General features: G+C 71.1%; 19 protein-coding genes and 1 tRNA gene. 10 read left to right on the top strand and 10 right to left on the bottom strand.

Annotated features, from left to right (window positions below; translation table 11 throughout):
* Positions 1–42 precede the first annotated feature (42 nt).
* Together ACZCLJ_RS17880 and ACZCLJ_RS17875 are read left to right on the top strand one after the other, a co-directional pair.
* A complete protein-coding gene (locus ACZCLJ_RS17880; protein ID WP_463104727.1) occupies positions 43–486 on the top strand; it encodes a hypothetical protein in 444 nt (147 codons plus the stop codon).
* A complete protein-coding gene (locus tag ACZCLJ_RS17875) occupies positions 483–1,985 on the top strand; it encodes an ATP-binding protein (RefSeq protein ID WP_463104726.1) in 1,503 nt (500 codons plus the stop codon). The genes ACZCLJ_RS17880 and ACZCLJ_RS17875 overlap by 4 nt, the downstream gene beginning before the upstream one ends.
* Before the next feature lie 124 nt (positions 1,986–2,109).
* Here ACZCLJ_RS17875 and ACZCLJ_RS17870 read toward each other — a convergent pair whose 3' ends face one another.
* Positions 2,110–2,499: a hypothetical protein gene (locus tag ACZCLJ_RS17870; protein ID WP_463104725.1), complete on the bottom strand. Its 390-nt coding sequence runs from the start codon at positions 2,497–2,499 to the stop codon at positions 2,110–2,112.
* Between the two features lie 159 nt (positions 2,500–2,658).
* Between ACZCLJ_RS17870 and ACZCLJ_RS17865 the strand changes: the two genes are divergently transcribed.
* Genes ACZCLJ_RS17865 through ACZCLJ_RS17855 form a run of 3 tightly spaced genes read left to right on the top strand, consistent with a single transcriptional unit; the run spans position 2,659 to position 6,082 of the window.
* Entirely contained in the window at positions 2,659–3,729 is a 1,071-nt protein-coding gene (locus tag ACZCLJ_RS17865) for an ArdC-like ssDNA-binding domain-containing protein (protein ID WP_463104724.1), read from the top strand.
* Positions 3,726–4,307 (top strand): hypothetical protein, encoded by a 582-nt coding sequence (locus ACZCLJ_RS17860; RefSeq protein WP_463104723.1) that lies wholly within the window; start codon positions 3,726–3,728, stop codon positions 4,305–4,307. The genes ACZCLJ_RS17865 and ACZCLJ_RS17860 overlap by 4 nt, the downstream gene beginning before the upstream one ends.
* Positions 4,304–6,082 (top strand): type IV secretory system conjugative DNA transfer family protein, encoded by a 1,779-nt coding sequence (locus tag ACZCLJ_RS17855; protein WP_463104722.1) that lies wholly within the window; start codon positions 4,304–4,306, stop codon positions 6,080–6,082. The genes ACZCLJ_RS17860 and ACZCLJ_RS17855 overlap by 4 nt, the downstream gene beginning before the upstream one ends.
* 81 nt (positions 6,083–6,163) lie before the next feature.
* Here ACZCLJ_RS17855 and ACZCLJ_RS17850 read toward each other — a convergent pair whose 3' ends face one another.
* Entirely contained in the window at positions 6,164–6,709 is a 546-nt protein-coding gene (locus ACZCLJ_RS17850; RefSeq protein ID WP_463104721.1) for a toll/interleukin-1 receptor domain-containing protein, read from the bottom strand.
* A 367-nt stretch (positions 6,710–7,076) separates the two neighbouring features.
* Between ACZCLJ_RS17850 and ACZCLJ_RS17845 the strand changes: the two genes are divergently transcribed.
* Genes ACZCLJ_RS17845 through ACZCLJ_RS17835 form a run of 3 tightly spaced genes read left to right on the top strand, consistent with a single transcriptional unit; the run spans position 7,077 to position 9,212 of the window.
* Entirely contained in the window at positions 7,077–7,607 is a 531-nt protein-coding gene (locus ACZCLJ_RS17845) for a single-stranded DNA-binding protein (RefSeq protein WP_463104720.1), read from the top strand.
* 16 nt (positions 7,608–7,623) lie between these two features.
* A complete protein-coding gene (locus tag ACZCLJ_RS17840) occupies positions 7,624–8,217 on the top strand; it encodes a hypothetical protein (RefSeq protein WP_463104719.1) in 594 nt (197 codons plus the stop codon).
* Positions 8,214–9,212: a hypothetical protein gene (locus tag ACZCLJ_RS17835; protein ID WP_463104718.1), complete on the top strand. Its 999-nt coding sequence runs from the start codon at positions 8,214–8,216 to the stop codon at positions 9,210–9,212. The genes ACZCLJ_RS17840 and ACZCLJ_RS17835 overlap by 4 nt, the downstream gene beginning before the upstream one ends.
* An 11-nt stretch (positions 9,213–9,223) precedes the next feature.
* On the opposite strand, the gene ACZCLJ_RS17830 is transcribed toward ACZCLJ_RS17835, so the two are convergent.
* The 7 genes from ACZCLJ_RS17830 to ACZCLJ_RS17800 all read right to left on the bottom strand — a co-directional run bounded on the left by ACZCLJ_RS17830 (position 9,224) and on the right by ACZCLJ_RS17800 (position 18,227).
* On the bottom strand, positions 9,224–10,582 hold the full coding sequence (locus tag ACZCLJ_RS17830) for a tyrosine-type recombinase/integrase (protein WP_463104717.1): 1,359 nt from the start codon (positions 10,580–10,582) through the stop codon (positions 9,224–9,226).
* Between the two features lie 5 nt (positions 10,583–10,587).
* On the bottom strand, positions 10,588–10,848 hold the full coding sequence (locus tag ACZCLJ_RS17825; RefSeq protein ID WP_463104716.1) for a helix-turn-helix transcriptional regulator: 261 nt from the start codon (positions 10,846–10,848) through the stop codon (positions 10,588–10,590).
* A gap of 170 nt (positions 10,849–11,018) precedes the next feature.
* Positions 11,019–11,091, bottom strand: a tRNA-Ala gene (locus ACZCLJ_RS17820).
* A gap of 97 nt (positions 11,092–11,188) precedes the next feature.
* The gene (locus tag ACZCLJ_RS17815; protein WP_463104715.1) at positions 11,189–12,478 is read right to left on the bottom strand and encodes a hypothetical protein; all 1,290 of its coding nucleotides are present in this window, start codon (positions 12,476–12,478) and stop codon (positions 11,189–11,191) included.
* 103 nt (positions 12,479–12,581) lie between these two features.
* Positions 12,582–13,229: a GNAT family N-acetyltransferase gene (locus ACZCLJ_RS17810; protein ID WP_251150529.1), complete on the bottom strand. Its 648-nt coding sequence runs from the start codon at positions 13,227–13,229 to the stop codon at positions 12,582–12,584.
* A gap of 127 nt (positions 13,230–13,356) precedes the next feature.
* Positions 13,357–15,825 carry a GH36-type glycosyl hydrolase domain-containing protein gene (locus ACZCLJ_RS17805; protein WP_463104714.1) on the bottom strand — a complete coding sequence of 823 codons (2,469 nt, stop codon included), beginning with the start codon at positions 15,823–15,825 and terminating at the stop codon, positions 13,357–13,359.
* Between the two features lie 101 nt (positions 15,826–15,926).
* On the bottom strand, positions 15,927–18,227 hold the full coding sequence (locus tag ACZCLJ_RS17800) for an NTP transferase domain-containing protein (protein WP_463104713.1): 2,301 nt from the start codon (positions 18,225–18,227) through the stop codon (positions 15,927–15,929).
* Between the two features lie 191 nt (positions 18,228–18,418).
* On the opposite strand from ACZCLJ_RS17800, the gene ACZCLJ_RS17795 reads away from it, so the two are divergent.
* Entirely contained in the window at positions 18,419–19,051 is a 633-nt protein-coding gene (locus tag ACZCLJ_RS17795; RefSeq protein ID WP_251150532.1) for a 5-formyltetrahydrofolate cyclo-ligase, read from the top strand.
* Positions 19,052–19,565: 514 nt separating this feature from the next.
* Here the strand turns inward: ACZCLJ_RS17795 and ACZCLJ_RS17790 are convergent.
* Entirely contained in the window at positions 19,566–22,112 is a 2,547-nt protein-coding gene (locus ACZCLJ_RS17790) for a penicillin acylase family protein (RefSeq protein ID WP_463106427.1), read from the bottom strand.
* Positions 22,113–22,341: 229 nt separating this feature from the next.
* Here ACZCLJ_RS17790 and ACZCLJ_RS17785 point away from each other — a divergent pair, with 229 nt between their 5' ends.
* Positions 22,342–22,671: an FmdB family zinc ribbon protein gene (locus ACZCLJ_RS17785; protein ID WP_251150533.1), complete on the top strand. Its 330-nt coding sequence runs from the start codon at positions 22,342–22,344 to the stop codon at positions 22,669–22,671.
* The last annotated feature ends 39 nt before the right edge of the window (positions 22,672–22,710 follow it).

Raw genomic sequence — 22,710 nt, 5'->3', positions numbered from 1 at the left:
TGCAGTCGCGCACCTTCCCGGAAGAAGACCTGGGAGGACTCCATGCCGAACTACGACCAGCCCGTCGCCTCAGCCCGTGAGGCGTCCGAGGCAGTGCGAGCCCTGGCTCACGCGACCTCCAAGTTCGGGGACAACCCGGCCGACACGTTCGATGTCCTGGGCGACGTGCTCCGCATCACGTCCTTGGCCGCTGAGATTCTCCAGAACCTCGCACAGGTTCATCTTCGCCACGCCTCCCGTGCCATTGACGATGACCTGCATGACGCCGACTCGGGTAGGGCGATGGCCGAAAAGACCGCCCGTTGCCTGCGCAGGGCGTCTCGCGACGTCGCCGCGGCCTACACGAGCACGGACCGCGCGCTCTCGACGACGAGCCGGATCATCTGGCGTCCCGACGATGACCCGCGTGCACCGGGCCGGACCGCTCGCGCTGTGCCCGAGCCGCCACGCCCGGTCCGCACGACCCCGGACGGGTTGGCGCTGTGACCTCGGGCGAGCAACTACACACCGCGGTCCTCATCGCCCCGTACCGAGAGGGGCGCCGTCGTCGTCGGGCACGCGAACGCAACGCAGCCGAACTGGGCGCGATGACGCGCCGGGCCGAACAAGCGACGGCGCGAGCCAAGCATGACGTCGAGCGCTCCGAACGGCGGGCCACCATCATGTTGCCCGCGTCGGGCGAACGCGGACCGGCCTCATTGCGGACGCCAGGTCGGCTCAGGATCCCGAAGCACCAGGACACCTCGGCTACCTGGGGACAGGCCTACCCCTTCCTCGCCCAGGGTGGGCTCGGCGCCGAAGGCGTCTTCGTGGGGCAGGACATGTACTCGGGGTCGTCGTTCGTCTACGACCCGTGGGTCCTCTACCAGCGCGGATTGATCACCGCACCGAACGTCGTGCTCGCCGGGATCGTCGGCGCGGGGAAGTCCGCGCTCGCCAAGTCGCTCTACACACGGTCACTGCCATTCGGACGACGCGTGTACGTTCCCGGAGACCCGAAGGGCGAGCACACGGCGGTCGCCCGCGCCGTCGGCGGGCGAGCGATCGAGCTCGGACCTGGGCTGCCGAACCGGCTCAACCCGCTCGACGCGGGTCACCGCGCGTCTGGGCTCTCCGATGAGCAGTGGGCAGCCGAGGTCACCGCCCGACGACGCGACCTTGTCGGGGCGCTCACCGAGACCGTGCTCGACCGGCCGCTGACGCCGTTGGAGCACACCGCTGTAGACGTCGCACTTCGCAGTACCGTCCGCTCCGCCTCGGTGCCTGTGCTGCCGATGGTGGTCGAACGGCTGTTGAGCCCGAACCGGCGCGACGACGCCCACCACCGGCTTGCCGAGGACGGACGCCTCGTCGGACACGCGCTGCGCCGGCTCGTCTCCGGAGACCTGGCCGGCATGTTCGACGGGCCCTCGACCGTAAGGTTCGATCCGACGCTCCCGATGCTCTCGCTCGACCTATCGCGCGTCTCGCAGAATGCGACGGCCTTGTCGGTACTGATGACATGCTCGTCCGCGTGGATGGAGTCCGCGCTCCTCGACCCCGACGGCGGCCCACGATGGGTCATCTACGACGAGGCGTGGCGCCTCATGCAGCACCCCGCTCTCCTGCGGCGCATGGACGCCCACTGGCGGCTCGCGCGGTATTACGGCATTGCGAACATGCTCATCTTCCACAAGCTCACCGACCTCGAAAACGTCGGCGACGCCGGATCTGCGAACCGTGCACTTGCCGCGTCGCTCCTCGCGAACGCCGAGACCCGGATCATCTACCGGCAGGAGACGGACCAGCTCCGGGCGACCGCCGCCGCGCTGGGTCTGAGCCGCACCGAGCAAGCGTTGCTGCCGACGCTCGGGGCGGGGCAAGGGCTGTGGCGGATCCGCGACAGGGCATTCGTCTGCCAGCATCAGCTCCATCCTGCGGAGCTTCGGATATTCGACACCTCGTCCCGCGCGTCTGGCTGCCATCCCGGAGCCCGCGTCAGGTGAGTCAACGCGGCAGGGCGAGTTCCCCTAGCCGCTCGACGACGCGGGGTAGCGCCGCGTGCCCCCGCTCGACCACACTCCCTGGATGACCGCCCATTCAGCGCATTCGCTGGCGCTGATGGTGTGATCAGCCGCAGGAGACCACCGCGTACGCGCCGGTGGAGGTGTTCGAGATGATGACCTCCCCGTTCTTGACGATCTCGCACGTGATGGAGCCGCTGCCGTTCATCTGTGCGTTGAAGTTGCCGAGGCTGTAGCGGTCCGGTTCAGCCTTAGGGCTCCAGGTCTTGGACCAGGGCAGCGACGTACCAATGTCCTGCTCAATGCTGAACGAGTTCGGTGCCGCCCAGGTGACCGATCCGCGGCCTACGGTGCTCGTCACGCGGAACGTGACCTCGTGGCCGAGGTCGGCGGCGACTTCGACCCCCATGGGCAGAACCGTCCCAGGCGCGACCAACTGGCTGCGTACGAAGCCCGTGCCGTTGATCGCGTGCCCAGACAGGCCGACGTTGTTCATCGCCTAGTTCTCCCCCGCGTGAAGAGCTCTAGGTGACCTGCACGGACGATAGCGCGCGCGTCCGCCGGACGTCAGGCACCAGAATTCATCCAGCTGAGTGGGCCTGGCAGCCGAAGCGCGGCGGCTCGCGCGCACCTCCCCGCCAACAAGGGAGGCGCGATGCATACCAGCAACATGACGAAGCGGGTCGAGCAGGAAGCCCGGCTGAAGGCCCTGCACGAAAAACTGACCACTGCGGTCGGAACGCTCGTCACGGGTGAGGACTGGATGCGTGCGCTCATGGTGGGCGCGCGGCTCCGGGCATACTCGGCGATGAACAGTGTCCTGATTTGGGTGGGCCTCTCCGAGCAATACGCCAAGGGTCTGGTCCCGACCGACACGCCCACGATGGTGGCTGGCATCAAGCAGTGGAACTCGCTGGGCCGCACCGTCATCAAGGGGCAGCACGGTCTGGAGATCCGCCTCCCCGTCTTCGGCCGGTACGCGGCGCAGTTCCCTGACGCCCCGGAGGACTCCTGGCGCAGGCTCGGCAACTGGGAGAAGCTCCGGCCGGGCGAGGTCCTCAAGCGCAAGTTGGTGAACACGAAGGTGGGTCGGGTCTTCGACGTCTGCCAGACGGAGGGAGATCCGGTCGAGATGCTTCCGGCGCCCGTCCTGCTGACCGGGCAGGCGCCTGTGGGCCTGTGGGACGGAGTCGCCGCGCAGATCGCCGCGCGCGGCTTCGACCTGCTACTCGTCGACTCCGCGAAAGAGATTGGGGGCGCGAACGGCCTGACGAGCTACCTCGCCAAGACCGTCCAGGTCCGTACCGACGTCGAACCCCTCTCGGCCGTCCGAACGCTGACGCACGAACTCGCTCACGTCATGGCCCACGGGCCATCGAACGAGGACGCGGCTATGCACCGCGGCATCGTCGAGGTCGAAGCCGAGTCGACCGCCGCGCTCGTGCTTGGCGCGCACGGAGTCGACACCAGCCAGTACACCGTCCCGTACGTCGCGACGTGGGCATCGTCGGTTCCCGGTGACCACGTCGAGACGGTCATGCGGACCTTCGACCGCGTCGCGAAGACCGCGACGATGATCCTCGGCCAGCTCGAGACGGCGCAGATCGGCAACGGCCTGCCGCCGGGTCTGGATCGCGAAGCGCTCTCTCACCACCGGGCCGCCACCCGCTCGGGCACGACGACGACGCGGCGCCCGGGCGCAGCGAGTGCGGCGGTGACCAGATGATCCGCCACGAGACCCGCGAGCGAGCCGGACCCGTGCCCATCGTCCTGCCGTTGGTCGAAGTCTCCATCCCCGACGCCGGCCCGATCACGGTCGCTGTCGACGGTGTCCGCCTTGAACCGTCGACCCCACTGGAACGTTCGACGCTCCGTGCGCAGCTCGTCGAGCTCGCCCGCGCCCGCGACGTTGCTCTGCAGGTCCGCGTTGCCGAAGGTGGCCTGCCGCCGTTCACCGACATCGTCACGCCCGACGACGCCACACCCGGCTGCCCCGGCCCGTCGGGCATCGACCGCTCGGACGCCAAGCCGGGACGTGCCGCGTCACTACAGACCGACTCCGCCGAAACGTTCCGAGTCGACGATGACGGCGTCGTCGTCGGGCTGCGCGGCGACGGCTTCATCCCGGGCGAGCACGTCGCGTTCGCCATGATCGTCACGCGCAACCAGGCCGACGACGACGGGACCGCGTCCCTGCGACTGCCAACCGCGCTCCTGCAGCGGCGGGCAGGGCCCTTCGTCCTGTTCGGTCAGACATCCGGGACGCTCGTGCTGGTCGACCCGTTCGGCGGCGACCAGCAATGACCACCTCCCGCACCGCCGCGACGAGCCATGACATCGTGCTCAACGTCAGTCTCGCGCTCCTCGCTGGAGCGGTCGCACTCGCTGGCGTGCTCCGCGGGGCAGCATCGCTCGCCGCCTACTTCACCGGTGCTCCTTCGCCGTCGGGCGGGCTGGAAGCGGCCATCGACGCCGCCCGGCGCCCGGGCGATCCCGGCATGGCCTTCAGCGCACCCCTCCTGAACCGGGTCGCGTACTGGGCGATCGTCGTGGTCCTCCTCGGCGTCGTCATGGCCGCCGCCTGCGGCGCGTGGCGTCTGTACCGCAACTCGGCGACGGTGCACCGCCGAGACCCGCACCACCAGCTCGGGACCGCGACCGTGGCGGATGTCCGCAGGGCCGCGTCCAGACATCAGTTGCTCGAGCGGGCGCAAGACCTGCGCCCATCCCTCCGTCACCCTAGGGCGGCCGACGTCGGCTACCTCCTCGGCACTTGCCATGGTCAGGAGATCTGGACATCGGTCGAGGACTCCACGCTCGTTCTCGGTCCGCCCCGGTCCGGCAAGGGCCTGCACCTTGTGATCAACGCGATCCTCGACGCGCCCGGCGCCGTCGTGACCACGTCGACCCGGCCTGACAACCTCGCCATCACCATCGCCGCGCGCGAGCATGCTGGCCCGGTCGCCGTCTTCGACCCGCAGTGCCTCGCGGGCGGGATCATCTCGGCGATGCGATGGTCGCCGGTCCGCGGGTGCGAGCGCGCACAGACGGCGATGGCCCGCGCGCACGGGTTCGCTGCCTCGACCGGACTGCAGAAGGGTGGCGGGACGGACTCCGGCGGGTTCTGGGAGAAGAAGACCAAGACCACCCTCCAAGGCATGCTCCACGCCGCCGCCCTGGCGGGCCTGGGTGCACGGGACCTCTACGACTGGTCCCTGTCCCCTGCCTCCGCAGAAGCCGCCGTCCAGATCCTCGCGTCCCATCACGACGCCGCACCAGGCTGGGCCGACGCCTTGTCCACTGAGATCCACGCCGACCCCCGAACCCGCGACTCGGTCTGGATGGGCGTCTCCCTCGCCCTCGACTGCCTCGCCGATCCCCAAGTCATGGACGCCGTCACACCCCGTCCCGGCGAGGACTTCGACCCCGCACAGTTCATCCGCGACCGCGGCACCCTCTACCTCCTCGGCACCGCCGGGGGCGCCGCAGGCGCCGGCCCTCTCGTCGCGGCATTCATCGAAGACGTCGTCGAGGTCGCCCGCCGCACCGCCTCGACGCTGCCAAAGCAGCGTCTCGACCCACCGCTGCTCCTCGCGCTCGACGAGATCGGCAACCTCGCCCCGCTACCCTCGCTCCCCCAGCTCATGTCCGACGGCGGCGGATCCGGCATCACGACCATGCCCGTCCTGCAGTCGATGTCCCAGGCCCGCTCCAAGTGGGGCATCGACGACGCCGGGACTATCTGGGACTCCTCCATCGTCAAGGTGCTCCTCGGCGGCGGGTCGGTCGCCAAAGACCTTCAGGACGTGTCGTCACTCATCGGCGAGCGCGACGAGACCACCGACTCCGTCTCCACAGGCGCCGACGGGACGAAGTCCACACAGCGGTCGACACGACGGGTGCCGATCATGCCGCCGGAAGCGCTGCGGACGCTGCCGTTCGGGACAGCCGTCACGATCCTGCGCTCGGCACCCGTGATGATCACCGACCTGCGCGCGTGGACCTCGCGGAGTGATACCCACGCCCTGGAGGCCGATCGGGCGGGAGTTGAGGCCCTCTTCGGCGCTCCGGGCGCTTGACTACGGGCAAGTCCCGGGCTCTAGCTGCCGGGGCTGTGCGCAGTGAGTGACGGCAGCCCCGCGCCGAACTCAGTCTGGGCGCTACGCGCCCGGGCGCACCGCTTCGGCGATCTTGACCGCGATCTGCTCCAACGTGTTCTCCCGAGTCGAGAGTCCGCTGCGCGATGCCAGCAGAGGGCTCTCATCGCGCAGAGCCTCGAAGGTCGTTCCATCAATCACGGGGATCACGCGGTCGGTGGCCAACAGCGCAGACAGCTCCTTGTCGGCCACGCCTTGTGAGTCGAGGCGCTTCAGCATGTTCGGCGTCACGAGGACGACACCGATGCGCGACATCTTGAGTCCGCGGTCGATCTCTCGGATCAGGCTCGTGCCGAGTGCGACGTCCTTCTCGGAGAACCATACGGCGACGTCGAAACTCTCCAGCAGGTCGTGGAGCGTCTTCGCGAGGCCTGCGCGGTCGTCCCACGCGTGGCAGAGGAACACGTCGCGACGATCGGGGTGCGTGGAGGCCTGCTGTGCGGCCTGCATCGCGATTGGCGCCAGCGACCTCTGTTCGGCTGGCGTGTATGTCACACGCGGGCGCGCCTTACTCACCGCAGCCTCGAGCGACTTGCCGGCGCTCTCCAACCTTCTCCGCTCCTGACTCACCTGAGTACTTGTCGGCCTCGGCGCGGGCTGAGGCGAGGCGACAACGCGCTTCTGCGTGACACGGACCTGCGTCTGCACACGGACCGTTCTCGTAATCCGGACTCGCCGAGCTGGCATCAGTCCTCCTCGTGGTCGGGTACGACGCATTGTGTCGCAAGGGGGTGACACGGGACATTGCGTCGGTCGGATGTCACGCCGGTGTCCGAAACGACGCCCTGCTGGTCGAACGGCCTGCTGCCTCGAGCATGCACCACGGCCGCAGCTCACCTCCGTCACGGTCGGGCTCGCGCACCTGTGGGGTACAGCCGCCCAGGCGGCAAACTCATCCCTCTGAACAGGAGTCGCTGTGTCCGAGCCGATCCCGACCCGGGAGTCACTCGCCGGGTTCATCGTCACAGAGCCCCGCCTCACCACGACCGCTGGCGGCGTGTGCCGCCTCGCGGTACGCGTCGGCATCGAGCACTGGGAACGCGAGCCCGACGGATCGCGCGCCAAGGCCGACCCTTCGTTCCACACGCTCGCGATCTATGGTGCGCCTGCCGCCCGGCTCGTGGGCGAGTTCCACAAGGGCGAACGCTTCGTCGCCGCCGGGCGCACGCGCTCGTACTCCGTCGATCGGTTCGGTGTTGAGGAGGTGCGGCACGAGTTCGTCGCGACCCGCATCGGCCATGACGCCACCGACGACGCCCTCGCCCAGTCCATGGCCCGACACCCGGCGTCCCAGGCCAGACACCTCGGCACCCGCAGCGCCGCCGAGCCGGAGGAGGCTTCGGCGTCGGGACCACGGCTGCGGGTGGTGCCGGACCTGCCCGCGCAGCCGAACCTCGTCCGGCACAGTGGTCCGCTCGACGGCGTCGAGTCGCCGCTCGGAAGCTGAGGGGCGGTGGCCCACGATGAGCAGCACCTCCGAGCCGGACGAGTGGCCGTTCGACAAGATGCCGCCCCTGTTCGACGCGACCGGATTCAGCGCGTTGGCGGGCGTCCCCGACGACCACAATCCGACCTTGGCCGCCGCGGGTGACGACGAGATCGTCCCGGTCAACTGGAACGCGCTGAGCCCAGAGGAAGCGCATGCGGCGTGGACGGACCTGAACGCGTGGGTCACCTGGCTGCGCAAGGCATTCGGTCTCCCGCCCACGATCATCCCGCCCCTCTGGCATCGCCACGACGAGCTCGTCTGGGAGCTGTCCGCGCTGCACACGCACTGGCTGGCCTGTTACGACCCCGACGCCTCACCGTCTGCTCCCGTCGCATGGATGCGCGATTTTGCCGACGCCCGTCACCGACTGCGCGAATGGGTCGCCGCCTGCGGCACCCGCCTGGATCGTGACCGTCCCACGAGGCACACGATCTGGCCCGGGGAACCTCCCGAACCCGTCGCCGCCGACCGGGAGATCACCGACCGCGCCGCCGACTTCAGCATGTTCGTCGACGACGACGTCGCCTCCCGACGCCGCAGGCCCAGAGGACCCGGAGGTCCGTCATGAGCGTCGACGTCCCGCGCAACATGAAGATCGCCGCCGACGCGCTCGCGGCGCACGACCACCTGGCCGACCCGGCCACCAAGACCCACAGAGTCGTCGCCGCGCAGATCTGGCGAACCTTCAACGCTCTCGGGCACCGTGGCGGGCACGTCCTTGCCGTCGGTGACGGCTGCGGCACGCTCCTGGGCTTGCTCGAACGCGCCGGTCCCCAGCACGGTTCGGTCGTCGCGCACAAGGACAGCAACGGGAACGCCGTCGGGCCCTTCTCCGATATGCAGCGCTGGGACGAGCGCGAAGACTTCGACGCCGTCATCGCCAGCCTCGCCGGGTACGACATCCGCCTGACCTACGCACCCAACATCGTCAAACGGCGAGCCGACCACATCATCGATACCACGCTCGCTCTCGCCGTCACCAAGCCGGGCGGACTCACAGCCGTCATCGCCACGCACGACCTGATGGACAACCCCGTCCCGTTCGGGCGCCGCCAGCTCGCGGAGCTCGCCGACCTCGTCGGCGCGGTGCGCTTCCCATCCGGCATCTACCGGGGCGCAACCGGAACCGACGAGATCGCCGACCTCCTCGTCCTCCGACGCCGCGAGTCCGCCGCACCACGCCGCGGTGCCGAGTGGGAGGAAGCGACCGCCGTCCAGCTCGACGGCGGCCAGGTCTACGTCAACACCTACTTCGACACGAAGATCGACCAGGTCCTGGGCTCCACCCAGTTCGACCCGACGGGTAGGGCGCCAACCAACCTCACCGTCGTCGGGGACCGCAGCCAGTTCCCCGGCCAGCTCGCCGGCGCACTCAGCACCGTCATCGCCGACGGCCAGCGCGCGGGGCTGACCGTCCCGCCGCGCATGGTCGACCACAACCTTGACCGCGGTTACTCCGTCAGGGCCCCCGCCCGGCCAGCCCGGCCCCGTACCGGGACCGACCTGAACGATGGGTCACGGAGCCCAGACCGCCCGACAGCAGCTGGACCCGACTTGCCATGATCCGTGAGTCTTCACCAACCCGAACCCTCGTCGGCGGCCGGACCTCCGGTGGCCGACGACGTGCTCACCGCCGGCTGCTGAACGTCCTCGTGCCGCGGTGCTCGCCCGGTCGCCACCGCTGCCTCCTCCTCGCCGATCTCGACCATCGCCTCCAGGATGGACGACACGTCGGGAGCGACCCGAAGGCGCTCGACATAATGCCGTTGGGTGACGCCGCCCTGGATCTTGTGCCCGAGCAGCGCTGCAGCGTCTGCGGTCCCTCGCTCGCGCGCGACGAAAGTCGCGACCGTCGACCGGAGCAGATGAGGGTGGACCTCACCCTTCATACCCGCGAGCTCGAGCGCCGCCCGCAGCGTCCGCCGCACGTTGTGCGGAGTCTGCGGCCGGAACTCCCCCGCGCCGCTGCCTGCCATGCGCCGCGATGGGAACACCGGCGCGTCCGGCGAAACGACCTCGGGACGCAGTGTCCGCAGCGACTCCACCGTGAACGGCGGGATGATGATCGTCCTCTTCCCGGCATCCGTCTTGGGCATCGCCTGCCGCACGGTGCCCTGCCCCTTGATGTCGACCATCGTGGCGTTCACGGTCACTGTCGGCAGGCCCTCCGACGTCAGGTTGACCTCTCCCCAGTTGAGCGCGAGGACCTCGCCGATCCGCAGACCGGTCCCGAGCATGACGTCGACAGCAACCGGGACGTGTCCGTTCGGTGGCGGGCCGGGTCGGCCGACGCGGTCGGCCTCCCAGGCTCGGACGGCCGCTCGAAGGCGGAACACGTCGGTCACCGTCAGTGCGGCGGGATTCGGCTGCTTACGGGGCGGCGTCGTCGTCTTGTCCATCGGGTTGGATCGCAGCGCGTCGTGAACGATCGCGCGGTCCAGCACGGCCTTGAACGCCATCCGCGCCTGCGCGGCCGTGACGACCATGTCGTTCGGCCCCTTCCGGCCCGCCTCGATGATTCCGTCGATCCAGGCCTGGCATCTCGCAGTAGTCAACTCATCGAGGCGGAGCCTGCCCAGCTTCGGAACCATCAGCGTTCCGAGGAGGCGCTCGTACTCATCGATCGTCTGGGGGCGGCGACGCGGCTGGGGCCAGGTAGCCTGCACGCGCAGCTCGTCGATCCACTGGCGCGCCGCGAGACCGACCTTGCTGTCGTGCCTGAGGTCGATCGATCCCTTCGGCCGCTTGAGTCGATCGTCGACCTCGGCCTGCACGGCGAGCCGTGCAGAGGCTCGAGTCTTGCGGCTCCGCGAGATCTGCGTCTCCGTGCCGTCGAGCAGTCGCACGCGCACGCGCGCCTGGTACGAACCGCTCGAGGTCTGCTTGATGAAGATCTCGCCGTGCTCGCCCGGCTTCAGCTTCTCGTGAGCCATCGGGCTCACCAACCCGAGCCAGAGCCGGCACCCGGCTCGCCGTCGACGGGAGCAGTCCGGGCCTCGAGCCAAGCCCGGACATCGGACTCCTCGAACAGCAGGTGGCGGCCGATGACGTACGCCTTGGGCGCCGTCCCTCTCTTGCGCCACGTGTGCACCGTCTCTCGGCTCACGTGGACCTTCTCGCAGAGCTCGTCGAGCGTCCACATCGGGGTGTGGGTGAGCGGTGGTTCGTTTCGCGTGACCATGAGGGTCAGGTGCGGCACCGCCACCGGCGTCCAAGGTCGATCAGGGTCGCCCGCACGCATCGCCGGTAAGCACTCGCGTGGAATCTCGCGTGGAGTCACAGTCGTTCCGGTCCTCTCAGTCGAGGACCTCGGGAAACACCGAAGGCCGCTGACCAGGAACTTCATCCTGACCAACGGCCTTCGAGGAGTGGAGCTAGGGGGATTCGAACCCCCGACCTTCTCATTGCGAACGAGACGCGCTACCAACTGCGCCATAGCCCCTCGAGCGGTGTACAGACTAACACCTGGGGGCCGTGGTCCTGCAAACCGGTGCCGCCACGAAGCGCCTCCGACGGACAGGCGCCGGCCACCTGTCGGGCTACTGCCCCGCCGCTCGCCGGCGCGCGAGGATCTCGTCCAGGGCCAGCCCCAGCGTCTCGGTGCTCGGCTTCTGCGCGTCGCCCTCGGCACGCTCCGGGGCCGCGGTCCGCTCGGGCATCGGCACGGCGGCGTTCGCCGCAGCCGGTCGGACCGCTGCGGGCGACGTCTCGTCCTCGGCCAGAGGAGCCGGCTCCCGCCGGGGTGCGGTGGGCTTCATCGTGTACGTCGGCCGTGGCACGGGGACCGGGTCCCAGGCGCGGCCCGAGGGGACGCGGTCCTCGGTCGGCTCTGCCGGCTCGGGGGCGACGGTGGTCGGCACCTCGTCGCGCTTCTCCGGGCGGGCCGAGGAACCCTCCGCGGGGTCGTCGTCGGTGCGCGGGGTGCTCGAGCCGGCGCGCGACGTCCCGCGCCCCGAGCCGCCCGGGGTCGCGACGGTGGCCGCGGCGCTGTCCGCTGCGGCGGTCGCGCCGGCCCGCGCGAGGTCCTTCGCGGTGACGCGCGGGATCATCTGCGTGCTGAGCTGCGAGCCGTGCACGGCCCGTCCTGTCACTCGCGGACGCACGTTGCGGGGGGCGGCGGGGCTGCCGGCGACCGTGCCGCGCGCGGCACGGGCCTCCGCCCGTCGCTCGGCGAGCCACGTGGCGTCGGCCCGCTGCGCGGACAGCACGGCGCGCCGGCCGAGGACGAGGACCAGGGCGAGCAGCGCCGTCGGGACGACAGCTGCCCACCACGCCACGAGGCCCAGACCGACGACGACCCAGACGGCGACGCTGGCGAGCAGCAGGACGGCGGTGAGCGCGAGCCGTCGCCGCGCGGCGGCCGCGCGGCGTTCGAGGAGGGCGAGGCGGGACGTCGACGGACGCCCGACGTCCGGGACCGCACCCCGTGGGGATGACGCGCTGCCGCTGATCTCCATGGCGTCCTCCACCTCGTCGTGCGTCCGACCGTCCGACCGGTCTGATCGTGCCGTGCTCGTCGTGCCCGTCGTGCCCGCCGTGCCCTCGGTACCCGTCGTCCTCTGCGTGGCCCCCGGTGCGGAGCCGAGCAGTGCCCGACCCCCGCCCGTCGGCGCCGCCGCGACGGCGAGCGTCCCGTCGAGCGTCGGCACCAGCCGCTCGGGAGTGCCGAGGCCCCGTCCGGCGACGGACAGGACACGCAGCGCGCCCGAGAACCGGTCCTCCGTGCGCGCCTCCAGCAGCTGCTGGCGGTGCTGCACGCGGTGGGGTACGTAGTACCCCAGCCACAGCAGGACCACCGCGAGCGCGACGATCCCCGAGGCCGATTCCACGTTCCGACGGTAGGCGAGGCCCTCGCACGCGTCCCGGACGCGCCCCGGCGTGTCGGGCGCCCGGCATCCGCGGCACGCCCGACGCCGTGTGCCCGACGCCGCGTCAGCCGCCGGCGCGGCGCGTCGCCTGCCAGCGCGCCAGGAGGCCGTCCGGGACCTCCTCGGTCGTGATCGCGAACGTGCGGTGGTCGCGCCAGGCGCCCTGGATGTGGAGGAACCGCTCGCGCAGCCCCTCGTCGCGCAGCCCGAGCTTCTCGACGACGCGCAGGCTCGGCCCGTTCTCCGGGCGGATGTTGATCTCGATCCGGTGCAGGCCGAGCACGGCGAAGCAGTAGTCGACCGACATGGCCACGGCGGTCGGGATGATCCCTCGGCCGGCGACGTGCTCGCTCACCCAGTAGCCCACGCTCGCCCCGCACAGGGAGCCGTAGGTGATCGACGAGACCGTGAGCTGGCCGACGAGCTCGCCGTCGAACTCGACCGCGAAGGGCAACGACGAGCCGTTGCGCGCCTGCGAGGTGAGCGCTCGGACGTACTCGCCGAACGTCGGCGGACCGCCGGGTCCGGGGCGTGGAGAGGTCGCCTCCCACTGCTCGAGCCACCCGGCGTTGCGGGCCCGCAGAGTCATCCAGTCGTGGGCGTCACGCCGGCGCAGCGGGCGTAGCACCACGGACCCGTCGAGCGTGTCCTCGCGCAGCGTGACCGGCCAGGGCCTGGTGAGGGTCCACGCGCGCGCCGTCCTCCCGGTCATCGTGGCGTCCTTCGTGCGGCGTCCATCCTCGGCCTTCCTCGCGCGTGCCGAAGCACGGACGACCCGGCCTCGCTGACAGGGTGTACCACGGTCGCGGCCGACGCCACCAGCCGCGACCGTGGCGCGGTCAACCGAGCGTGACGACGACGCGCACCTCGCTGCCCACCGGCTGCACGGGGATCGGGAGCGCCGGGTCGTGTTCGACGCCGTCGACGGTCACGGCCCGCACGCCCTTGGAGACGTGGTCGGGGTTGCGCACCTCGATCTCGTAGACGGCACCGCGCCACTCGCGTCGCACCTCGAACCCGTCCCAGTCACGCGGGATCGACGGGTCGACGACGAGGCCGTCGAGCGCGAGCCGCACGCCGAGCACGTACTTGGTCACGGCGGTGTACATCCAGCCGGCCGTGCCGGTCAGCCAGGGGTTCTGCGCCGTGCCGAACCACTCGTGGTCGCGGCCGTAGAGGAACTGCACGTAGGCGTACGGCTCGGCCCCGCGGACCTCGATGTTGTCGTTCTGGTGGTACGGCAGGATCGCGTCGTAGAGCTGCACGGCCTCGTCGCCGCGGCCCAGCAGCGCCTCGGCGATGATCGGCCACGCGTTGGGGTGGGAGAAGATCGCGGCGTTCTCCTTGATGCCCGGGTACACGCGCGTGACGAACCCGACGGTGTCGTCGACCTGCGTGAACGCCGGCCAGTTGAGGTGGCTCCCGTACTCGGAGCCGAGCAGCTCGCGCACGGCGTCCATCGACGTCTCGCCGCGCTCCTGGGTCGTGATGTCCGCGATGACGGGCCATGCCTGGTGCTCGAGGAAGATCTTGCCCTCGGCGTTCTCGGCCGAGCCGATCTTCACGCCGTCGCGCGTGTAGCCGCGGATCCACCAGCGGCCGTCCCAGAGCTGGGCGTCGGCGACCTTCGCGATCCGCTCGCGCTCGGCGGTGAACCGCACGACGTCGGCCTCCGCGCGCTCGTCGCCGGCCGCGGCCAGCGGCTCCGCGATCTCGAGGAACGCGCCGATCGCCCACGCGTGCAGGAACGTCACGAGCGACGTCTCGCCCCCGCCGAGGTTGAGGCAGTCGTTCCAGTCCGCGCGCAGGCCGAGCGCGACGCCGTTCTGACCCACCTGCTCGGCGGAGAACTCGAGCGCCTTGACCAGGTGGTCGTAGACGGTCGCGGGCGTGCCCTCGGCGAACGGGATCTCGAGGTCGAGGAACCCGCGGTCCCCCGTCTCCTTGACGAACTCCACGACGGACGGGACCAGCCACAGGTGGTCGTCGGAGCACGTGTCCTCCAGTCCGTGGATCAGGTCCTTCGGGTCCACGGTCGGCACGATCGTCGGCGACGGGACGTCGGGGAGCTTCTCCGCGTCGGGGTCGAACGCCCTCGGGTCGAACAGGTGCAGCCCGTACCCCGCCTCGGTCTGGGCGCGCAGGAGCTCGACGATCCGCTGCCTCGTCTTCGTCGGGTTCGAGTGGATGACGCTCAGGACGTCCTGGGCCGTGTCGCGGTAGCCGAGCCCCGCACGCCCCCCGACCTCGACGAACGACGCGAACCGAGACCACTGCACGCACGTCTCGGCCTGGAGCAGCGTCCACGTGTTGATCATCGTGTTCATGCCCTCGTGGGGCGTACGGATGCGGAGCGCGTCCTGCTTGGCCCTCCAGTACGCGGCGAGGCGTGCGCGCTCGGCGTCGACGGCCGGGACGTCGGCGTGCAGGTCCGCGTACTTCGCCTGCATCGCCCGGCCCGCCGCGTCGCGCGAGCCGTAGCCCAGCAGGTAGACGAGGCGCTTGGTCTCTCCGGGCTGCAGCACGATCTCGTGCTGGAGCGCCCCGCAGTGGTTCTGCGTCGTCGCGCTCGTGTCGGAGCCGTGGCCGCGCTCGATCGCGATCGGGTTCGACTCGGTGCGGTAGGGGCCGATGAAGCTGTCGCGCAGCGAGTCGTACGACGACGGCGTCTCGCTCGACGCGAAATAGTGGAACGTCCACGGCTCGTAGTAGAAGTCGTACTCGACGATCCCGTCCTCGTACGAGGACCCGGACGCGTACAGCGACATCTGCAGGTTCTGGTTGTCGATGGTGATCGTGTGGAAGCTGAACTCCACGTAGCCGGAGACCGTGAGGCGCCGCTCCCGGTCCGTCGTGTTCGTCAGGCGCACGTCCCACACCTCGACGTCGTCGTCGACCGGGATGAAGACGGTCTGCTCGGCGTCGACGCCCTTGTACTCGGCCCGGAAGGTCGAGTAGCCGAGCCCGTGCCGCGTGGTCCACCGGCCGGCCCCGCCCGCGGCGTCGACCTCCTCGTCCGGCCCGACGAACGGCTTGCCCACCGGCTGCCACGACACCGACCAGTAGTCGCCGTCGTCGGCGTCGCGCACGTACACGTAGTGGCCGGGGCGGTCGAGCGGCACACCGTTGGGACGGAAGCGCGTGATGCGGCCCTGCTGCGAGCTCTTGTAGTACGAGTACCCGCCCCCGGTGTGGGACAGGACCGTGCACAGGTCCTTCGTGCCGAGGTAGTTCGTCCACGAGACGGGGACGTCGGGGCGCTCGACGACGTACTCGTCGCGCGCGGTGTCGAAGCGGCCGTAGCGCATCGTTGCTGGGGTTCCTCTCCGGGGGGCTGCTCGGGTGGTCGTACGTGCCCGACGGCGCGTGGTCGCCGGGGTGGGTGCGTCCGGCTCGTGCCGGGTGCGGCTCAGACGCCGGCGGTGACGAAGCCGCGGAGCCAGTCGAGCAGCTCGCCGGCCTTCTCAGGGCTGTCCGCCTCGACGAACATGCGCAGCACGGGCTCGGTGCCGGAGAAGCGCAGGAGCGCCCAGTTGTCGTCCTCGAGGAGGATCTTCGTGCCGTCCAGGTGGGAGACGGACACGACCGGGTACGGCCCGACGTGCGTGAGCGGCTCGGCCGCGAGCCGACGCGGGACCTCGACGCGCATCTCCGGCGTCGCGGGCACCCCCGCCTCGAGCGTGTACAGGCGGCCCGTGATCGCGTAGACCGTCGCGCGCAGCTCGGAGATCCGCTTGCCGGTGCGGGCCAGCATCTCCGCGACGAGCGCGCACGCGAAGATCCCGTCCTTGCCGAGGATCCAGCCCCGGATCGTCAGGCCGCCCGACGACTCTCCGCCGAGCACCGCGCCGATCTCCTCCATCCCCGCCGTGACGTGCTTGAACCCGACCTTGACCTCGCGCGACTCCTCGCCGAAGTGCGCCGCGAGGCGGTCGAGCAGGTGCGTCGTCGCGAGGTTGCGCACCACGCCGCCCGTCTCGCCGCGCACCTCGTGCAGGTACCAGTACAGGAGGAGCAGGAGGTCGTTGGTCGAGATGTACTCGCCGGTCTCGTCGACGATGCCGATGCGGTCGGAGTCGCCGTCGGTCGCCATGCCGAGGTCGTATCGCCCGCCGCCCTGCCGGATCATCGACACGAGCGTGCTGAGGCGCTGCAGGTCGGGCGCCGGCGCGACGCCGCCGAACAGCGGGTTGTGCGCCGCGTGGATGAACTCCGAGCGCACGCGCATGTCGGACAGGATCGTGCCGAGCGTGAGCTGGCTCGTCCCGTACATCGGGTCCACCACCACCTGCAGGTCCGAGCCGCGCACCGCGTCGACGTCGATGATCCGCTCGATCGCGTCGACGTACGGGTCGGTGAGCGCCCGGTCCACGACGACGCCCGTGCGGCGCGCGACGTCGATGTCGAGCGTGATGACGTCGTCCACGGAGAGCGCGTTGGCCTCGTCCTGGTACCGGTCCGTCTCGTCGTCCAGCGGTAGCGACCCGTCCTGGCGGAACACCTTCATGCCGTTCCACTCGGGCGGGTTGTGGCTCGACGTGACGATGATCCCGTACGCCGCGCCGAGGTACGGGGCGGCGAACGTCACGAGAGGCGTGGGGACGTCGTCGGGCAGGAGCGTGACCGCGATGTTGTTGCCCGCGAAGACCTCCGCGGCGGCGATCGCTGACTCGCGCGACAGGAAGCGGCGGTCCCCGCCGATGACGACGCCCTTGCCGTCGAGCCCCTGGCGCACGGTCTCGTTCGCGATGGCCTGGCACAGCCGGCGGACGTTCGCGAGCGTGTAGCCCTCGCCGATCACCGCACGCCAGCCCCCGGTGCCGAACACGATCTTCGTGTCCGTGTTCTTCGTCGGGACGAACAGGCGCTTGAGGACGACGTCCGCGGCCTCCTGCAGCTCGTCGGGCGTGTTGATGCCGCGCACCTCGTCGGTGTCGTAGATCCGGTACGAGGAGATCCGCCGACCGGCCCCGATGACGCGGCGCGCGAGCTCGGTGAGCCGGTGCTCGCCGCCCGCGGCCATGGCCTCGAGCTCGCGGAAGAGCAGAGCCGGCGAGGCGACGTAGGCGCCCACGTTGACCTCGGGTCGCTCCCCCACCGGCGCGCCCGCGCGGTCCTCCGGCTCGAGGATCGCGCTGATCTCGCCGCCGGCCCGCACGACGAGGCCCGAGCTCGGCTGCGGCTCGTCGACGACGGCCGACAGCAACGACAGGTCGGCCCCGGTCAGCGTGTGGCGCGTGAGCACGCCGAGGAGCGACTCGGGACGCAGCAGCGGCGTGTCCGCGTAGGCGACGAGGACAGGACCGTCCGCGCCCACGCCGAGGACGGACGCGACCGCCTCACGGGCCGCGAGGACCGCGTCACCCGTCCCCCGCGGCTCGGGCTGCTCGACGTAGACGACGTCCTCGCCGAGCAGCTCGCGCACCGTCGGGTCGTCGGGCGAGACCACGACGACGACGCGGCGCGGGTCGACGACCTTGCGCACCGTCGCGACGGCGAGCTCGACGACGGTCGCGTCCCCGAGCGGCCGGGTGAGCAGGTCGCGCGACGCGGCGTCGTGACCGGCGGCGAGGACCACCGCGGCACGGGTGGCCCGGAGCGGCGACGCGGTGGCCGAAGCGCCGGACGGACGGGGCGCCGGCGCCGTGGACGGACGGCGCGTCGGTTCGGTGGACGGAGCGGTCGTCAGGGCGGTCGTCGGCGCGGTCATGGCGTCCTCACTGGTCGGCGCAGGCCGGCCCTGACACGAGCGGCAGGCGCTTTTGTCAGGAGTCCGTACTAGTACGATCCCGATCATAGGTCCGTCCGGAGCGTCCAGGGAACCCCGTACCCGTGCACGACGGGCGAGACATCCCCCGCGCGGCGGACGGCCCATCGCGGCGCCCGGGTGACAATAGGGACATGAGTGGCCCGGACCAGCCCTACCCCCTGCACGGAAGCATCGAGGTCGAGGACGCGAAGGAGATCCTCCGCAAGGCCATCCGGACGAACCGACAGTCCCGCTCGGAACGGCTCCGCAAGGAAGCGGCCGTCGCCATCGCGGACGTGATCGAGACGATCCCCGAGGTCGCGGCGGCGACGTGCGTCGCGACCTACGCCGCCCGCCCCACCGAACCCGGCACCGCCGAGATGCTCGAACGGCTCGCCGCGCGCGGCGTGCGCGTGCTGCTGCCCGTGCTCGGCGCCGGGCTGCAGCGCGACTGGGCCGAGTACGCCGGCCCGGCGGACCTGCAGGTCCGCGCGCCCGGCCGCCCGCCCGAACCCGGCACCGCACCCCTCGGGCCCGAAGCCCTCGCGCTCGCCGACGTCGTCGTCGCGCCCGCGCTCGCCGTCGACTCGCGCGGCGTACGGCTCGGCCAGGGCGGCGGCTGGTACGACCGCGCCCTCGAGCACACCCGGCCCGGCGCCAGGGTCGTCGCCGTCGTCTTCCCCGAGGAGGTCTACGACGCCGACGACCGCCCTCTCCCCCTCGAACGGCACGACAAGACCGTCGACGCCGTCGCCACCCCCCTCGGCTGGCGCTGGCTCCCCTGAGCCCTCGTCGTCGCCGCGCTCCCGTCGTCGGTGCGCGCTGGTCGTCGGTGCACGCGCGTGGCCGGGCTGGGTGGCCGGACCGGGTCACGCGCTCGGGCTGCCGCGCCGTCACCTCCGGCCCGTCGTCCTCGCTTCACGCGCGCGGCTCTACGCCCTTCGCACGTCACCCGCCCCGACCCTCGTCGTCTCACCCCGGTCGTCCCGCACCAGGCCGTGACGAGCACGACGCGCCCGCCCCGTCGGCCGGCGGCCACGCGCACCACCAGCCCGCGTCACGCCGTCGCGCGCCGACAGGCACGACCGACCCGCACCGTCGGGCGGTGACGGGCAGGACGAGCGGCGGGGTCGAGGTGTGTGCGAAGGGCGTAGAAGCGCGCGCGAGAAGGCGACCCGACAGGAGGTGGCGACGGCGCGCCAGCCCGAGCACACACCTCGACCCCGCCGCGGACACGACCACGAGCGCGCCAGCCCAAGCACACATCTCGACCCGCCGCGGACGCGACCCGAGTGTCCGCTACGGGACGAGCGTCAGCTCGTCCGTCCCCGCGTCGGCGACGGCCTCGACGGTGAAGGGCCAGGCGAAGGTCTCGCCGCGCGCCCAGGTGCCGAGCTGGTCGTCGTAGTGCTTCGACGCCGGGTGGCCGGACGCGCCCGTCACGGTGACCCACGTGGAGCGGTCGAGATCGGCGAGGTCGACGACCATGCGCATGGACGGTCCGGCGGTCACCTCGAAGGAGCCCGACGCCGCGTCCCAGGCCGTCGCGTTGACGATGGACGAGCCACCAGGCATGCCCACCGGGTCGGGGTTGACGTAGTCGCGCACGGGCGCCGGGATCGACGACCCGCCCAGGACGGGGTGCTCGAGCGCGAGCTGGTGCAGCTTGCCCCACGCCCAGTCGGAGGGCTGCTTGCTCTGCTCGACGGTGAGGTCGAGCCGGGCGGAGATCAGGGCCTGCGTCAGCACCTCGTCACGGGTCTCGACGACGCTCACGGTCTGCCGGTCGTCCCAGAACGCGTCCGTGGGGTTCTCGACGAGCCGCTGCACGACGGCGAGCCACCGGCTGCCGCCGCTCGGCCGCGCGGACTCCGGCAGCTCGTCCCAGAACGTCAGCTCGAGCAGGTTGCGCCACACGGCGGCGAAGTACGCCGCGGCGGCGGAGTCGGTGTCCGTCCGGTAGTCCCAGTCGGCGAGGAGCTCCTGGCCCTGGGCGGCGAAGTCGTCGTCGATGTCCTGGTCGAGCAGGATCGGGACGAGCGCCTCGGCGTAGGGGCTGCGGTCGTCGACCTGGATCTCGTTCATGGTGTCGACGTCGACCGCCCGCCCGGCTGCGATCTCCTCCTCGAGGAGCTGGCGGATGCGCTGGGAGCGGTATCCGTAGTCCCAGTCCGTCGTGAGGAACGGTTCGAGGCCGGCGGGCAGCACGGCCTGGTTGGCAGCCACGACGAAACCCTCGGCGGGGTCGACGACGCGCGGCATCTGGTCGCTCGGGACGTAGCCCTGCCAGTCGTAGCGTGGGTCGGACCCGTCGCGGGGCCACGTGCCGTCGGACGGCACGGCGGCGTCGGGCACCGTCTGGCGGACCGGGATCTTCCCGGGGGCCTGGTAGCCGATGTGGCCGTCCGCGGTGGCGAAGACGATGTTCTGCGCGGGCACCTCGAACAGGGCCGCGGCGGCCTGCATGTCCTCGGCGTTCGCGGCGAGGTTGAAGGCGAAGACCGCGTCGGCGGTGCGGCCGGGCTCGAGCGCGGTCCACTGGAGCGAGACGGCGTACTCGCCCAGGCGTGTGTCCGGAGCGGGGGTGTCCTCGGCGGAGGCGGTCGCGGGGACGACGGTCGAGACGATCGGGCCGTGGACCGTCGAGCGGATCTCGAGCTCGACGTCGTCCCCGCCCGCGACCTCGAGGGTCTCGGTGCGGACGTCGAGCGGCTCCCACGTGTCGCCGCGCAGGTAGGTGTCGTCGCGCACGCGCTCGACGAAGAAGTCCGTGACGTCGGCGCCCATGTTGGTCAGCCCCCACGCGAGCTGGGCGTTGTGCCCGATGACCACGCCCGGGAACCCGGCGAAGGAGAAGCCCGCGACGTCGAAGGCGCAGTCGGGGCCGACGGTCGTGCAGTGCAGTCCCACCTGGGCCCAGATGCCGGGAGCGGAGAGGCCGAGGTGCGGGTCGTTCGCGAGGATCGGCTGCCCGCTCGCCGTGTGCTCGCCGGAGACGACCCACGAGTTCGAGCCCGTCCCCTCCCCGCGCCCGATGAGGACGGGGACGGCGGCGAGCGCGCGGTCCGCCGACGCGACGGCGGCCTGCAGACCCTCGGACGAGTACGTCTGCGCGGCCTCCGGCGAGAGCTCGGCGGAGACCCGCTGCGGGTTCTCGAGCTCGCCCGGCTGGAGGATCGGCGCGTTGACGTCCGAGGGGTACGCCGGGAAGAGCTCGGCGACGCGCGCGGGGTCCTGGAGCGTGCCGTACGCGAGCGCCCGGTCGAGCTCGTCGTCGTAGTTGCCGCGCAGGTCCCACGCCATGGCCTTGAGCCACGCGAGCGAGTCGATGGGGTCCCACGGCTCGGGCTCCGCGACGTCGACCTGCAGGCCGAGCACCGTGTACTCGAGCGCGACCTCGCCCGGGCTGCGGTTCTCGAGGTAGGCGTTGACGCCCTCGGCGTAGGCCTGGAGGTACGCCTTCGTCTCCGGGGCGACGATGTCCCACTCCTGCTCGGCGACCTCGCGCCACCCGAAGGTGCGCGTGACCTTGTCGGCCGCGATCGCGTCCGGGTTGTCGCCCACCAGCTCGGTGAGCCGTCCGGACGTGACGTGCCGGCGGTAGTCCATCTCGAAGAAGCGGTCCTGCGCCTGGACGAAGCCCTGGGCGCGGAAGAGGTCCTCGGGGGTGTCGGCGTAGATCTGGGGGACGCCCTGCGCGTCGCGGAGCACCGTGACCTCGGCGTCGAGCCCGGTGAGCGTGATCTCGCCGCCCGTCTGCGGCAGCGGCCGGCGGACCGTCGTGACGACGAGCACGGTCACCGCCACGAGCACGACGACGAGCAGGGCAGCGACGGCGACGAGCACGCGCCGGCCGGTGCGCCGCGCCGGGCGCGTGCCGGTCACGGTCTCAGGGTCGTCACCGGCAGGCTTCTCGACGGGTTCGTGCGCAGACACGGTGCGAGACTACCCCGGCCGGGGTCCACGCCCGCCCGCGTATGATTGGCACTCGGAAGATTCGAGTGCCAGCGAGTGTTGACCTGGCGGCAGAGGCCCGGCCCCCGTCGAGTCGCCGTCACGTGAACGAGGAGAACCCGTGCCCACCTACGCGTACACCTGCACCGCCTGCGGTCACGCCTTCGACATCCACCAGTCCTTCGCGGACGACGCCCTCACGGTCTGCCCGGAGTGCTCCGGGCGCCTGCGCAAGGTGTTCTCGTCGGTCGGCGTGACCTTCAAGGGTTCCGGCTTCTACCGGACCGACTCGCGCTCCGGCGGGAAGTCCGGGTCGGCGTCCACGAGCGCGAAGAGCTCGTCGAACGGCAGCGCGAGCAGCCCGAGCACGTCGTCCGGGTCCTCCTCGGACGGCACCTCCTCGAGCTCGTCCTCGTCGACGAGCTCGACCGCGAGCACGCCCGCCTCCTGACCGGTCCCGGTCAGCCGCGCGGCAACCTGCCGCGCACGG

The sequence above is a fragment of the Cellulosimicrobium sp. So1_17 genome, assembly GCF_055181235.1.
Note: the sequence above shows the minus strand (reverse complement) of the source record. Positions and strands in the feature narration are given on the sequence as shown.

Coding starts and splice junctions, on each gene's coding strand:
- ACZCLJ_RS17880 (WP_463104727.1), top strand. CDS start 43: ATGCCGAACTACGACCAGCCCGTCGCCTCAGCCCGTGAGGCGTCCGAG.
- ACZCLJ_RS17870 (WP_463104725.1), bottom strand. CDS start 2,499: ATGAACAACGTCGGCCTGTCTGGGCACGCGATCAACGGCACGGGCTTC.
- ACZCLJ_RS17865 (WP_463104724.1), top strand. CDS start 2,659: ATGCATACCAGCAACATGACGAAGCGGGTCGAGCAGGAAGCCCGGCTG.
- ACZCLJ_RS17860 (WP_463104723.1), top strand. CDS start 3,726: ATGATCCGCCACGAGACCCGCGAGCGAGCCGGACCCGTGCCCATCGTC.
- ACZCLJ_RS17855 (WP_463104722.1), top strand. CDS start 4,304: ATGACCACCTCCCGCACCGCCGCGACGAGCCATGACATCGTGCTCAAC.
- ACZCLJ_RS17840 (WP_463104719.1), top strand. CDS start 7,624: ATGAGCAGCACCTCCGAGCCGGACGAGTGGCCGTTCGACAAGATGCCG.
- ACZCLJ_RS17835 (WP_463104718.1), top strand. CDS start 8,214: ATGAGCGTCGACGTCCCGCGCAACATGAAGATCGCCGCCGACGCGCTC.
- ACZCLJ_RS17830 (WP_463104717.1), bottom strand. CDS start 10,582: ATGGCTCACGAGAAGCTGAAGCCGGGCGAGCACGGCGAGATCTTCATC.
- ACZCLJ_RS17810 (WP_251150529.1), bottom strand. CDS start 13,229: ATGACCGGGAGGACGGCGCGCGCGTGGACCCTCACCAGGCCCTGGCCG.
- ACZCLJ_RS17805 (WP_463104714.1), bottom strand. CDS start 15,825: ATGCGCTACGGCCGCTTCGACACCGCGCGCGACGAGTACGTCGTCGAG.
- ACZCLJ_RS17800 (WP_463104713.1), bottom strand. CDS start 18,227: ATGACCGCGCCGACGACCGCCCTGACGACCGCTCCGTCCACCGAACCG.
- ACZCLJ_RS17795 (WP_251150532.1), top strand. CDS start 18,419: ATGAGTGGCCCGGACCAGCCCTACCCCCTGCACGGAAGCATCGAGGTC.